Source organism: Arthrobacter terrae, assembly GCF_015708085.1.
Taxonomy (GTDB): domain Bacteria; phylum Actinomycetota; class Actinomycetes; order Actinomycetales; family Micrococcaceae; genus Arthrobacter_M; species Arthrobacter_M terrae.
This window is the reverse complement of the sequence record NZ_JADNYM010000021.1, coordinates 82,170-94,523: the sequence shown is the minus strand read 5'-3', so window position 1 is coordinate 94,523 and position 12,354 is coordinate 82,170. Positions and strand designations below refer to the sequence as shown.

The window sequence follows — 12,354 nt, the reverse complement described above, 5'->3', positions numbered from 1 at the left end:
CCGGCAGCGACCCTGGCCTCCAAACGCCCCCACTGCCTCAACGCGGCCACCGAAGCGTCATACACCGCTTCCTGCTCCGCCAACCACTCACCCGCAGCAACAACCCCCGCAGCAAACACCGGATCCAAAACCCCGCCATCCCCCCGCACCGGAAACCCCGGATGCGGCCGAAACACCCCACCACCACCAGACCCCGTATCAGTCCCGGAACCCGACCCAGCACCAGCACCAGACACCGGCCCGGTCCCCGACAGAGCTTCGTCCGGCAGGACCACAGCAGCCAGCAGCGCCGCCGTCGTCGGCTGCTTCCCCGACCCGCCCGCCGTCGGCTGCTTCCCCGACCCGCCCGCCGTCGGCTGCTTCCCCGACCCGCCCGCCGTCGGCTGCGTCCCCGATGCTCCCGTCAAACCGTCCATAACCCAACACTGCCACCACCCACTGACATTCAGACCTCACCAGCACTTGCACGTTGAAAACCTCTGGGGCTATGCGGCCATCGTGAGCGGGCCAGCGCCCAACTCCTCAGCAACGACCGCGGATCCATCAGCTGGGCAGGAATCCGGCAGGGCCGGGGACGAGGGTTGGCAGCAGTTGCCGCCGATGTTTGATTGAATCGATGTATGAGTGAAGCCGAGAATCACATTCAGGACCTGGCCGCCTACGTCACCGCGTCGCCGTCGAGCTTTCACGCCGCGCATGAGGCGGCCCGCAGACTGACAAGCGCAGGTTTCACGCGACTCGATGAAGCGCAGGAATGGACCGGTGGTCCCGGTAAAAATTTCATCATTCGTGACGGCGCGATCATCGCGTGGGTGACCCCGTCCAACGCCACAGCCGTCACCGGTTTCAATATCCTGGGGGCGCATACGGATTCTCCGTCCTTCAAGCTCAAACCCAAGCCCACGACAGGTAAGTTCGGCATGCTGCAGGCCGGCGTCGAGGTTTACGGTGGTCCGCTGCTGAACTCTTGGCTGGACCGGGAGCTGCAGCTGGCCGGACGGCTGGTCACGTTGGACGGCACGCAGACGCTGGTGGCATCGGGGCCTCTGTTGCGTTTCCCCCAGCTGGCCATCCATTTGGATCGTGGGGTCAACGATGGCCTGGTCCTGGACAAGCAGCAGCAGATGAATCCGGTCTGGGGCATCGGGGATGCGGGCACCGCGGACCTGCTTGGACTGCTGGCAAGCGGAGTGGGTCTGGATCCTGCGGACATCGCCGGCTACGACGTCGTAGCTGCGGACACGCAGGCACCGGCGGTATTCGGGGCCGAAGGAGAGCTGTTTGCGTCCGGTCGCCTGGATAATCTGTCGTCGGTACATGCGGGTTTGACTGCTCTGATCGCCGTCGGAACAGTGGCCAATCCTGAGGGACCTGTTGCGGTACTGGCCGCCTTCGACCACGAAGAGGTCGGTAGCGCCTCACGCTCCGGAGCCTGCGGACCGGTCCTGGAGGACGTTTTGGTCCGGATTTCGGACGGACTCGGTGCAACGGTCAGTGAACGGCGCCGTGCGTTCAGCACGTCCTTCTGTGTTTCCGCCGACGCAGGGCATGCGGTCCACCCGAATTATCCGGAGCGCCACGATCCGGCGAACCGTCCCGTCCTCAACGGTGGGCCGTTGCTGAAAATCAACGCGAACCAGCGCTACGCCACGGATGGGGTCGGGGCCGCTGCCTGGGCGCGCTTGTGCCGGACTGCAGGGGTTCCGTATCAGGAATTCGTCTCCAATAACGTTATGCCCTGCGGTTCCACGATTGGCCCGCTGACGGCGACGCGGCTCGGGATCCGCACGGTCGACGTCGGTACCCCGCTGCTTTCCATGCATTCAGCCCGGGAACTGTGCGGCGTGCAGGATCCGGGCAGGCTGGCCCAGGTGGCGGAGGTCTTCTTCGGCACGGTTGTGTAAGGGCCACTGGCCGCGGATCGCTGGCCGTGTTGCTGCGGTGCTCGCCATGTGAGGCACGCGGTGACGGACGCGGGTCTCGGGCCGCGGGCGGCTGCGCCGAAATCAGCCCCGCTATTGGGCCAGGCTGACTACGAGGTTGATGGTGGTTGCCAGAATACCGGTGCCGAAGACGTAGGCGAGCAAGCTGTGCCGGAGGGCAGCGGAACGCATTTCGCGTGTCTGAATATCAGTATCGGACACCTGATAGGTCATACCCAGGCTGAACGCCGTGTAGGCGAAGTCCGTGTACTGCGGCGGCTCATCCTGATTGAAGCTGATCCCCTTGGGGACCGGTTGCGTATAGTAGATCTCCGCGTAGCGCAGCGTAAAGAGTGTGTGTACCAAGAGCCAGGACAGGGCGACGGTGAATAAGGCGAGCAGCGCCAACAGCAGTTTGGCGATGCCCTTCGCGTCCTGCGCCGCAATCATCACCAGGACGACGGCGGCAAGGCTCGCCAGTGCGGCGAGAAGGATCAGTAAATCCGCTGTGGCACGGCGGGGATCCTCTTCCACTGCGTACCGGGCCGTGGCGTCCGCGTCCATTCTGGAGATGGTGAGCCAGATCCAAAGGCTGTAGATCAGGGCCGCCGCCGCCCAGCCCACCGCCGGGGCGTAGATCCACTCGCCTGCCAGTGCCGTCAATAAGCACGCCGCAATGCCGGCAAGGATCATGATCGCAAAGCGCAGGTGTGCGCGGCGGGCCCGCTGGGATTTGATCGCCATGGCCCGATCTTCCCATAGGTCTGACGGCCTGTGCGGTCAATGTCCCACGACGTCGTGCGTCAATGTCCGACGACGTCGCAAGTCAGTGGGCGGAACCGGAGTTGGGCTTAGTCCCCGCAGCGTGTGAGCCGTGCTTCAGCGCGGGATCATCCGCCCCGCCCCGGGCAGGCACCGCGACGTGCCGGCCTGTCGAGGCGCCGCCGTGCTCCGACTCGCGCGGGCCTGAACTGTCGGGAGCACCACGATCCCACTGATTCACCCGCTTCGGCAGCGCGAACACCAAGGCGAAAGCGGCGACGGCGAAGATCGCGCTGACGAGCATGGCATGGGCGGAGGCGGAGGTGAAGCCGGTGGCCAGGTTCGCCGCGGCCTGCCTGTTGACCTCCGCGATGGCAGCAGCCGTGTGGGACGTTGGCGCCGCCGGTTTGGCCACTGTCAGCGTGCCGAAAAGTACGGAACCGATGGCAGCGATGCCGATTGCGGCACCGATACGTTGGATGGCCGCGATCACGGCCGAGCCGGATCCTGCGTCCCGGCGATCGACGGTCGCTACGATGAACTGTGCATTTGGTGCGATGAAGAGGCCGTTGCCGACACCGGCGATGAAGAGCGGCGCGAGCAGGCTCCAGTTGGTCAGGTCGACGCCTTTGACGATCAGGAAGAGCAGCCACAGCCAGATCAGGCCGACGGCGACGAGCGCGGTTCCGAGCACCAGGACATTGCGGCCAAGGCGCGATGAGAGCCGGTTGCTCTGCGAAGAGCCGAGAATGCTGCCGATGGCGAACGGGATCGTCACCACGCCTGATTCGAGAGCGCTGTGAGCGAGACCGGTCTGCCAAAGCAGCGAGATCGTGAAGAATATGCTCGTAAACGCTGCGAAGTAGACCAGGGCCAGGATCACGCCACCGGTGAACTGCGGGTGTTTGAACAGCGTCGGAGGCACAAGGGCGCTTCCGCCCCGCCGCGTGTAATGGACCTCCCAGAGGGCAAACATGGCGAGCAGGACGACTCCGCCTGCGATCGTGGCGTAGGTCCAGAGCGGCCAGCCCTCGTCCTGGCCTTGGATGAGGGGAACGAGCAGGGCAACCAGAGCGGCCGACACGAGGAAGACGCCGAACCAGTCGAGACCGGCGGGCGGACGCGGATTGTCCGGGTCGCGCTTAGGAAGCCAGAACATCGCGAGGACGAGGGCAGTCAGGCCGATCGGCAGGTTCACGTAGAAAACGAAGCGCCAGCCGTCGGTGTCGCCGAACGCCTGAATCAGCAGACCGCCGATGATCGGGCCGAGCGCCGACGAGACGCCGATGACGCTGCCCATGATCGCGAAGGCCTTGCCTCGCGATTGCGACGGGAAGAGCAACTGGATGTAAGCGGTCACCGCTGGCACAAAGATACCGCCCGCAAGACCCTGGATGACGCGAAAAATTACCAGCTGCGTGTCAGACTGGGCGATTCCACAGGCGAAGGATGACACCGTGAACAGAGCGATACCAGTGAAGAAGACCCACTTGTGACCCACCCGGTCGCCAATGCGACCGGCCGGAATCAGCGAGAGCCCGAACGCCAGCGCGTAACCGGAAATGATCCAGGAGAGCGTGGCCTCGTTGGCATTGAGGGAGGTGCGGATGGTCGGCAGGGCCACGTTGACGATGGTCGTGTCGAGGAGCGCAATAAACATCCCAATCAAGAGGACGACGAGTGCTCGCCACGCCGATTTGGGAAGGGCGGGAGCTGGGGATTGGGCCCTAGCGGTCGCGTTGGTCATTGGTGTGGTGCCTTTCGTACCAGATGCTGACTGCGGGACGGGCTCACATCGCGTGGACGGCGCTCATGCCTGACTTTTGATAGCGGAACGAGGCTCGCTCCTGTGTGATTAACCGGGTCGGGAACGGCTTAGTCATTACCCTCGGGTGAGACGAGGGCCTTATGAGGGGACCGGCGGAGGTCGCTGCTCGGTGCCGGCGGCTGAGAAAGGTTCACGGACCATCCTGGTGCATTGGTCTATGATAGCAAGTTGTCCCCTGACCCAGCACGTAGAACTCTTCGCGTGCCTTGGAGGCCTTATCAACAACCGGTCCTGCCGCCGTCGTACTTACGGTAATATGGATAAGTCTGTGCTGGTGCCGGCCATGCTTCATCGGTGGCCGCCAGCCCACGGACACCGCAAATGAACCTCCTGTTACGGAAAGACCGTAGCCGTTTAGCCCAAAGGAGGTGGGTTCACATATGCGTCCTTACGAACTGATGGTAATCATCGACCCCGAGGTCGAAGAGCGTACCGTTGAGCCGTCGCTTCAGAAGTTCCTCAGCGTCATCACCACCGGTGGCGGAACCATCGAAAAGGTGGATATCTGGGGCCGTCGTCGACTGGCTTACGAGATCAAGAAGAAGACCGAAGGTATCTACGCAGTGGTGAACTTCACCGCAGAGCCGGCTACCACGCAGGAGCTTGACCGCCAGCTGGGTCTCAATGAGACCATTCTGCGCACCAAGATCATCCGCCCCGAAGACCAGAAGGTTGTTGCCGAGTAACTTCGGTTACAGTTTTTTGAGCGTTTTCATCCGTAGGAACACACCAGCAGGAAGCAGGAGCAGATGGCAGGCGAAACGATCATTACTGTCGTTGGGAATCTCACCAGCGATCCGGAACTGCGGTTCACCCCGTCGGGTTCGGCAGTAGCGAACTTCACCATTGCATCCACTCCGCGGACCTTCGACCGCCAGTCGAATGAGTGGAAGGACGGCGAAACGCTGTTCCTCCGCGCATCTGTTTGGCGTGAGGCCGCCGAGAACGTAGCGGAGTCCCTGACCAAGGGCACCCGCGTGATTGTTTCCGGCCGGCTGAAGTCGCGTACCTACGAGACCAAAGAAGGCGAAAAACGCACCGTGATGGAGCTTGAGGTCGATGAGATCGGCCCCTCGCTGCGCTACGCCAATGCCAAGGTCAACCGCACCCAGCGCTCCGGCGGTGGTGGCGGCAACTTCGGGGGTAACTCCGGTGGCGGCAACAGCGGTGGGGGTAACTTCGGCGGCAACTCCGGTGGGGGAAACCCGGCCTGGGGCGGCGGCGGAAGCCAAGGATCAGGGCAGTCCGCTCCGGCAGACGATCCGTGGGGCACGCCCTCCGGTGGATCCTCCGGTTGGGGTTCGGGCCCGGATTCTTCGGAACCTCCCTTCTAAAGAAATATTCATGACGGCAGCTGCCGTCGCAAACCATCCCGTGGATCCATATCCACGGGCTCCACGAATACTAAGGAGCTCCACGATGGCAAAGGCTGAACTCCGTAAGCCCAAACCAAAGTCCAATCCCTTGAAGGCCGCTGACGTCACCGTCATTGACTACAAGGACGTAGCATTGCTGCGCAAGTTCATCTCTGACCGGGGAAAGATCCGTGCGCGCCGCGTCACGGGCGTCACCGTTCAGGAACAGCGCAAGCTCGCCCAGGCAATCAAAAATGCCCGCGAAGTTGCACTGCTGCCCTACTCCGGCGCCGGCCGCGGCTAAGCGAAGGGGATAACCAGATGTCTAAGCTCATTTTGACCCATGAAGTCACCGGACTCGGTGCTGCCGGCGATGTTGTCGAGGTAAAGAACGGTTACGCCCGTAACTACCTTTTGCCCCGCGGATTTGCCCTTACCTGGAGCAAGGGCGGCGAGAAGCAGGTTCTGTCGATCAAGGCCGCCCGCGCTGCCCGTGCGCACGCTTCTGTTGAGGCTGCTCAGGCCCAGGCCGCTGCTTTGTCCGCTAAGCCGGTCAAGCTCGTGGTCAAGGCCGGGGAATCCGGCCGACTCTTCGGTACCGTCAAGGCCGAAGATGTAGCCAAGGCCGTCGAGGCCGCAGGACTCGGCGCCATCGACAAGCGCAAGGTGGAGTTGCCCGCACACATCAAGAGTGTCGGCTCCTACACCGCAAACGTCCGTCTGCATGAGGATGTTGCCGCTGTTATTAACCTGGATGTTGTTTCCAGCTAGTTGACAGTTGGCTGAAAGGAACCCGAGCACGCTTGGGGGTTCCACCGGCTTAAAGTTGAGGGCCTCTACCCACCGGGTAGGGGCCCTTTGCTGTCTTTAATCGGAGCCACGCACTCCGGATCGTTACCGGCACGGCCAAAGGTGGCGTAGCTCGTAAATGCGTCACTGGTCATGAGCTTTTGCACCCGCTCCAGCGTGCTTAGCCGACCGTCGGCCATATCGCTTTGGTTCTGCCGCAGGACGCTCTGGATGGCGCGAATGCCTACGTCTGCCTGCTGCTGCTCCTGTTGCCCCGGCTCATCCGGGCGCTGTTGCCCTGGCTCGTCCGGGCTCGGCTGGCCAGCCGGAGCGGGAGTCCGCGGGTTTGTCAGCTTTGAAGTACGCGGTCCGGTGCTGGCCGTGATCGCCGCCGTCGAGGCTGCGTTGGCGGCGGCTGTTGTGCAACGTACGCCTAATTGCCGACGGTATTCATCTTCCGCAGTGGATCTGCGTGCCCGGTGCCTGCCTGTAAAGGCTGACGCGACCAATACTGCGGCAGCGGCTATCGCTGCTGCAACACCAATGATCGACCCGGCATCCATTTTTGTAGCTTACTCCCGGCACGGTTCGACGCTTAGGTTTGCGCGCTTGGCGGACCGGCAGTATTGGCAACGAATCCCTCGCGGATCAGTTCTTCGAGGACAAGCATGTCCACTTCGGCGAGTTTGTTGAGATAAACACGGCCGGCCTCCGTCGTGTGCTGCCCGAGTGAGCCCAGGCGCGCTTTGGCGGACGGGGTGTCGGCGAGTCCGAAGAGGCAGAGGCGGCCGTTCTGTGAGGAAAACCCGACAGCAGCCTGATCCCCTTCCATCCCGCTCTCACAGCGGTAATGGATACTGCCGAAGCCGATTGTGCTCCGGCCCCACACGGCGGCGGGTACACCGGTAATGCGCGTCATCACCACTGTCAGCGCCAGGACATCTCGGCGTCGGGCCTCGTCCTCAACGGCCGCGATAAATGCCTCCACCTCCACGGAGACAGGCACTTCGCTATCCATCCGCGTTACCCGAGCCGGTCCACGTAGTTTTTGGCGTCCATCAGTCCGACGCCCGTTTTGGAGCGCAACAGTGCGATGGCCTGCATCTTGCTGCCGTTACGGATGAGGGTCTGCAGCTGTGCCACGAGCTGCGGGTCCATCGACAGGGGCTGGTCCTGGCCGGCGAAGCGGCCGGCGTTTTGGCCACCGTTACGGCCGCTGAGGTTCTGCCCGTGCGAAACGTTTTGCCCCCGTGCGATGTTCTGTCCGTGCGTTTCGTTTTGTCCTTGGGCCGGAGAGGTGCGGTAGGCGTTGGCCTGGGAGTAGCCCGTACGCTGTGACGGATGGCTTGGACGGCCCGCAGCGGCCGAGCGCGCAGAAGCCTGCAGCTGCGCCTGGGCCTTGCGGTCCAGCTCCCGCTGATACCGGTCCGCATCGGAGAGGTTGCTGCCGCCCGTGCGGCCTACGCGGGCGGCCCAAATCAAAACGACAATTCCGACGACGGCGATGAGCACTACGAAGAACCAGTCCATGCCCTGAGCATATGCCACCTTCGGCAGGGACGGGTCCGTCCGGCCGAAATGACCACGCAGGTGTTCGGGCCCGGGAAGGCAGGGTAACGGGTCTGCCCGTTTGTAAATATGCCTGACCGGACATGCACGCACAACTGCAGCAGTGCGGATCCGTAAGGAAACGTTGCACGGCAGGCATATTTGGCCTGTTGTAAGCGGCCCTCTAACGGCCTATTTAAGCCTTGTCAACATGAAAGCTGTGGATGAAGGTTTGCCAAAAACTTCTTTTCCTCCACAGGGTGTGTGTAGTGTTTCCGCAGGTCAGAGAGGTAATCGTGGGAAAAGTTTCTTGATATCCACAAGGTTCTCCCCAGCCTGTGCACAAGACACGCCGCGCTATGCACAAGTTATCCACAGGGCGGGTGTGCGGCCGGGTTGGCACCCGTGCAATGAGGGTCTACCGTGGCTGAGGATCCCCTTCACAACCATCACCGTGTCGGTGCCCAATGGTAGGAAGAGGTATCCGCGGTACAGGTCGGCAGCGTGCCGGTTGACGGTCCACAGACCAGCGCGGCACGAAAGGGGCATGACCGATGTCAGCAACGAATACGGACTCGGTGGGAACCCTGCGCGAACCGGACTTCGCACGGACGCCACCGCAGGATCTCGTGGCCGAGCAGAGTGTTTTGGGCGGCATGATGCTGTCCAAGGACGCCATAGCAGACGTCGTCGAAGTACTGCGGGGCAATGATTTCTACCGCCCCTCGCATGAAAGCATCTACGAGGCCATTCTTGACCTCTACGGCCGGGGCGAGCCGGCGGACGCCGTCACCGTCGCCGATGAGCTGACCAAACGCGGGGAAATCAGTCGGATTGGCGGCCCTGCCTACCTGCATCAGCTCATCCAGTCCGTCCCTACCGCTGCAAACGCGGGTTTCTACGCGGAAATTGTCGGCGAGCGAGCGGTTCTCCGGCGCCTGGTAACGGCCGGCACCAAGATTGTCCAGCTTGGTTATGCCAACGACGGCGAGGTCGAGGACATTGTCAATGCTGCGCAGGCCGAGGTATACGCCGTCGCCGAACGCCGGACCGCAGAAGACTACGTCGCCCTCAAGGACGTGATGGAATCGACCGTGGATGAAATTGAGGCTTCCGGGCACCGCGGTGAGGGCATGACAGGTGTGCCCACCGGATTCTACGAACTGGACGAACTCACCAATGGTCTGCACCCCGGACAGATGATAGTCATCGCGGCCAGGCCGGCGGTCGGTAAATCCACCTTCGCCTTGGACTGGGCTCGTTCGGCCGCGATTAAGCACAATTTGCCGACGGTTGTCTTCTCGCTGGAAATGGGCCGCAATGAGCTCGCCATGCGCCTGCTCTCTGCCGAGGCCACGATCAGCCTGCAGGACCTGCGCAAAGGAACCATTAAGGACGATCAGTGGTCCAAGATCGCCACCACAATGGGCAGGATGAACGACGCACCGCTTTTCATTGATGACAGCCCGAACATGTCCTTGATGGAGATCCGGGCCAAGTGCCGGCGGCTCAAGCAGCAGCACGGTTTGAAACTGGTGATTTTGGATTATCTGCAGCTGATGTCATCCGGCAAGAAGGTCGAGTCGCGCCAGCAGGAGGTCTCCGAATTCTCCCGTGCGCTGAAGCTCCTCGCGAAGGAACTGCAGGTCCCTGTTATCGCGCTTTCCCAGCTGAACCGTGGCTCGGAGCAACGAACCGACAAGAAACCGATGATTTCTGATCTTCGCGAGTCGGGCTCCATTGAACAGGATGCTGACATGGTGATCCTGCTGCACCGCGAGGACATCTATGACAAGGAATCCCCCCGCGCCGGGGAAGCGGACGTCATCGTGGCCAAACACCGTAACGGTCCAACCAAGACAATAGTTGTCGGATTTCAGGGCCACTATTCCCGATTCTCCAACATGGCCGTTGACTCTGCCGGCACGGGTTCCTTCTAGGGTCCGGCGATGGATCCCGCGCCCTGCCCGTTAGCATGGTCCGGTGCCCCAAACGTCCATCAGCCGACAGATTCTGCAGCTGGCGGTCCCCGCATTCGGCGCGCTGATTGCGGAACCGCTGTTTCTGCTTGCCGATTCGGCGATTGTCGGGCACCTTGGTGTGGACCAGCTGGCCGGCGTCGGCCTCGCGGCGACTCTGCTGCAGACAGCCGTAGGCCTGTTGGTGTTCCTGGCGTATTCGACGACGCCGGCTGTTGCCCGGTTGCTCGGCGCCGGACGGCTCGCTGACGCGCTTGCCGTCGGGCGGGACGGGCTGTGGCTGGCGGCGTTGCTGGGCGTCGGCCTTGCCATTGCCGGGTACCTCCTCGCCGCACCGGCGCTGGGGTCGTTCGGAGCCAGCGGTCCTGTCCTCGGGTTCGGCGTCGAGTATCTGCGGTTCTCCATGCCGGGGCTGCCGGCCATGCTGCTGGTCCTGGCCGCAACGGGAGTGCTTCGGGGCCTGCAGGACACCAGGACGCCGCTGCTGGTGGCAGGCGTGGGCTTCATGGTCAACATTGCCTTGAACGCGCTGCTGGTGTTCGGGCTGGGTCTCTCCGTGGCCGGCTCGGCATTGGGGACCAGCATCGCGCAGTGGGGCATGGCGGCCGTCTACCTCATTATCGTGGGCCGGGCAGTCCGGCGTCACGGGGTAGGGCTGGCTCCTGACTGGGCCGGAATCCGGGCCGTTTCGCGGGTGGGAAGTTGGTTGATGCTGCGCACGCTCAGCCTGCGGATTGCCATCCTGGCCACCGTATTGGTGGCGACGGCACAGGGCGCGGTGAATCTGGCAGCCCACCAGCTGGCCATGACTATCTTCACCTTCTTGGCATTCGCGCTGGACGCGCTGGCGATCGCAGCGCAGGCATTGGTAGGCAAGGAGCTCGGCGCGGCAAATGTGCTCCGGGTCAGGATGCTGACCGGCACCATGGTGCGCTGGGGGGTGGTTTTCGGCGCCGGAACCGGGATACTCCTGCTGGCGCTGTCTCCGTGGGCCGGTTGGCTGTTTACCCCGGACCGCCAGGTTCATGCGGCTCTTTCCGCGGCTCTAGTGGTCCTCGCCCTCGGTCAGCCGCTGGCCGGGCTGGTCTTTGTTCTGGACGGAGTGCTGATCGGCGCCGGGGACGCGCGCTACCTGGCGCTCGCCGGTGTGGCGAATCTGCTGGTCTACCTGCCGCTGCTGTTCTGGGTCTCAGCAGCAGCGGGAACCGGTCCGATAGGTCTGGGCTGGTTGTGGGCGGCTTTCGCCTTGGGCTACATGGCCGCACGGGCCGTGACCCTGGGGCTCCGGGCGCTGAGCACCCGCTGGATGCGCGCCGGTGCAACGTAGATGTCGGCCGTAGCTTCACGCCGATCCCACCTGTCGCCGTCGGTCTTCAGGCCCGACGACGAACGTGCTTATGTGCGCAGAGCCGCCCGGTCGCGCCTTCGGATTCTCTGCAACGCCGGCGCTGAACGAGGCGCTGAACAAGGCGCTGAACAAGGCGCTGAACTGGTCTCACGTTGAACCCGATTCGGATTGGGATCCGGGGCCGGTAAACTAGCACAGTGACTGAATATCCCGCACCCGTCGTCCCGGCCGGCGCCGGCGCACCCGCGCAGCCAGTCTCCTTGTGGAAACCGGTACTGCTGCGCGCACTTGTTTGCCTGGTTTTCGGCGCCGTCACGGTTTTTTGGGCCAAACCAAGCGAGGCTGGAACGGGCGTGGCAGCGGGGCTGTACTTTCTTGCAGCTGCCTGTGCGCAGGTGATACTGCTGCGGCAGCTGCAGTTCCGCAAAACTGACAAGGCCTTCATTGCGCTTGCCCTGCCCGCCGGAATCATGGCCGCCTATGGACTCAGTTTCCTCATTAATTCCAAGCTGGAGTTCATTGGCTTCAATGCTGCGGCGGCGCTGTTCCTGTTCGGACTCGGTGAGGTGTATCTGGGAATTAAGTATCGCCGTCGGCACGTGCTGGCGCGGGACTGGCTCGCCGCCGGCGTCGTGGGGATAGGTACGGCTGCCGTCCTGCCGTTCTTCACAGCACTGGGGCCGCATGCACTTCTAGGCGTTGTTGGGGGCGGTGCCATCATCACCGGGGCCCTGCTCCTGCTGGCGGCGCTGACTATCCGTTTCGACGCCGCGAAGCCGGCGCAGGCCGTAAACTAAAGAGGTACGTGTTCTACTCTGCGTAG

Annotated in this window: 14 protein-coding genes; 8 read left to right on the top strand and 6 right to left on the bottom strand. The window is 63.0% G+C overall.

Annotated features, from left to right (window positions below; genetic code table 11):
* Positions 1-198: 198 nt before the first annotated feature.
* Complete coding sequence (locus tag IV500_RS15780) at positions 199-435, bottom strand: hypothetical protein (protein WP_196397759.1); 237 nt, start codon at positions 433-435, stop codon at positions 199-201.
* Positions 436-620: 185 nt separating this feature from the next.
* On the opposite strand from IV500_RS15780, the gene IV500_RS15775 reads away from it, so the two are divergent.
* A complete protein-coding gene (locus tag IV500_RS15775) occupies positions 621-1,904 on the top strand; it encodes a M18 family aminopeptidase (RefSeq protein WP_196397758.1) in 1,284 nt (427 codons plus the stop codon).
* A gap of 111 nt (positions 1,905-2,015) precedes the next feature.
* Here the strand turns inward: IV500_RS15775 and IV500_RS15770 are convergent, their stop codons facing one another.
* Together IV500_RS15770 and IV500_RS15765 are read right to left on the bottom strand one after the other, a co-directional pair.
* Complete coding sequence (locus tag IV500_RS15770; RefSeq protein WP_230855053.1) at positions 2,016-2,666, bottom strand: DUF1345 domain-containing protein; 651 nt, start codon at positions 2,664-2,666, stop codon at positions 2,016-2,018.
* Between the two features lie 82 nt (positions 2,667-2,748).
* The gene (locus IV500_RS15765; RefSeq protein ID WP_196397757.1) at positions 2,749-4,431 is read right to left on the bottom strand and encodes a DHA2 family efflux MFS transporter permease subunit; all 1,683 of its coding nucleotides are present in this window, start codon (positions 4,429-4,431) and stop codon (positions 2,749-2,751) included.
* 461 nt (positions 4,432-4,892) lie between these two features.
* Between IV500_RS15765 and rpsF the strand changes: the two genes are divergently transcribed.
* The 4 genes from rpsF (at position 4,893) to rplI (ending at position 6,638) form a co-directional block, all read left to right on the top strand.
* Entirely contained in the window at positions 4,893-5,198 is a 306-nt protein-coding gene (gene rpsF / locus IV500_RS15760) for a 30S ribosomal protein S6 (RefSeq protein WP_196397756.1), read from the top strand.
* Between the two features lie 63 nt (positions 5,199-5,261).
* The gene (locus IV500_RS15755; protein ID WP_196397755.1) at positions 5,262-5,846 is read left to right on the top strand and encodes a single-stranded DNA-binding protein; all 585 of its coding nucleotides are present in this window, start codon (positions 5,262-5,264) and stop codon (positions 5,844-5,846) included.
* An 85-nt stretch (positions 5,847-5,931) separates the two neighbouring features.
* Positions 5,932-6,171 carry a 30S ribosomal protein S18 gene (gene rpsR / locus IV500_RS15750; protein ID WP_196397754.1) on the top strand — a complete coding sequence of 80 codons (240 nt, stop codon included), beginning with the start codon at positions 5,932-5,934 and terminating at the stop codon, positions 6,169-6,171.
* Between the two features lie 17 nt (positions 6,172-6,188).
* Positions 6,189-6,638: a 50S ribosomal protein L9 gene (gene rplI / locus IV500_RS15745; protein WP_196397753.1), complete on the top strand. Its 450-nt coding sequence runs from the start codon at positions 6,189-6,191 to the stop codon at positions 6,636-6,638.
* A gap of 65 nt (positions 6,639-6,703) precedes the next feature.
* Here the strand turns inward: rplI and IV500_RS15740 are convergent, their stop codons facing one another.
* From IV500_RS15740 to IV500_RS15730, 3 genes are read right to left on the bottom strand one after another with little or no spacing between them, the layout of a single operon-like run.
* The gene (locus tag IV500_RS15740) at positions 6,704-7,219 is read right to left on the bottom strand and encodes a hypothetical protein (RefSeq protein ID WP_196397752.1); all 516 of its coding nucleotides are present in this window, start codon (positions 7,217-7,219) and stop codon (positions 6,704-6,706) included.
* 32 nt (positions 7,220-7,251) lie between these two features.
* Positions 7,252-7,674, bottom strand: a complete 423-nt coding sequence (locus IV500_RS15735) for a DUF1801 domain-containing protein (protein WP_196397751.1) — start codon at positions 7,672-7,674, stop codon at positions 7,252-7,254.
* Positions 7,675-7,679: 5 nt separating this feature from the next.
* Positions 7,680-8,186, bottom strand: a complete 507-nt coding sequence (locus IV500_RS15730) for a hypothetical protein (RefSeq protein ID WP_196397750.1) — start codon at positions 8,184-8,186, stop codon at positions 7,680-7,682.
* A 572-nt stretch (positions 8,187-8,758) separates the two neighbouring features.
* Between IV500_RS15730 and dnaB the strand changes: the two genes are divergently transcribed.
* The 3 genes from dnaB to IV500_RS15715 all read left to right on the top strand — a co-directional run bounded on the left by dnaB (position 8,759) and on the right by IV500_RS15715 (position 12,328).
* Positions 8,759-10,144: a replicative DNA helicase gene (dnaB, locus tag IV500_RS15725; RefSeq protein ID WP_196397749.1), complete on the top strand. Its 1,386-nt coding sequence runs from the start codon at positions 8,759-8,761 to the stop codon at positions 10,142-10,144.
* Between the two features lie 43 nt (positions 10,145-10,187).
* The gene (locus tag IV500_RS15720) at positions 10,188-11,510 is read left to right on the top strand and encodes an MATE family efflux transporter (protein ID WP_196397748.1); all 1,323 of its coding nucleotides are present in this window, start codon (positions 10,188-10,190) and stop codon (positions 11,508-11,510) included.
* A gap of 218 nt (positions 11,511-11,728) precedes the next feature.
* Positions 11,729-12,328, top strand: coding sequence for a hypothetical protein (locus IV500_RS15715; RefSeq protein WP_312875956.1), 600 nt, complete (start codon positions 11,729-11,731; stop codon positions 12,326-12,328).
* Positions 12,329-12,354: the final 26 nt, after the last annotated feature.

Bases quoted from the DNA above. Each gene is read 5' to 3' on its own strand.
- IV500_RS15730 (WP_196397750.1), bottom strand. From the start codon at position 8,186: ATGGACTGGTTCTTCGTAGTGCTCATCGCCGTCGTCGGAATTGTCGTT.
- rplI (WP_196397753.1), top strand. From the start codon at position 6,189: ATGTCTAAGCTCATTTTGACCCATGAAGTCACCGGACTCGGTGCTGCC.
- rpsF (WP_196397756.1), top strand. From the start codon at position 4,893: ATGCGTCCTTACGAACTGATGGTAATCATCGACCCCGAGGTCGAAGAG.
- IV500_RS15775 (WP_196397758.1), top strand. From the start codon at position 621: ATGAGTGAAGCCGAGAATCACATTCAGGACCTGGCCGCCTACGTCACC.
- IV500_RS15740 (WP_196397752.1), bottom strand. From the start codon at position 7,219: ATGGATGCCGGGTCGATCATTGGTGTTGCAGCAGCGATAGCCGCTGCC.
- dnaB (WP_196397749.1), top strand. From the start codon at position 8,759: ATGTCAGCAACGAATACGGACTCGGTGGGAACCCTGCGCGAACCGGAC.
- rpsR (WP_196397754.1), top strand. From the start codon at position 5,932: ATGGCAAAGGCTGAACTCCGTAAGCCCAAACCAAAGTCCAATCCCTTG.
- IV500_RS15755 (WP_196397755.1), top strand. From the start codon at position 5,262: ATGGCAGGCGAAACGATCATTACTGTCGTTGGGAATCTCACCAGCGAT.
- IV500_RS15770 (WP_230855053.1), bottom strand. From the start codon at position 2,666: ATGGCGATCAAATCCCAGCGGGCCCGCCGCGCACACCTGCGCTTTGCG.
- IV500_RS15765 (WP_196397757.1), bottom strand. From the start codon at position 4,431: ATGACCAACGCGACCGCTAGGGCCCAATCCCCAGCTCCCGCCCTTCCC.
- IV500_RS15735 (WP_196397751.1), bottom strand. From the start codon at position 7,674: ATGGATAGCGAAGTGCCTGTCTCCGTGGAGGTGGAGGCATTTATCGCG.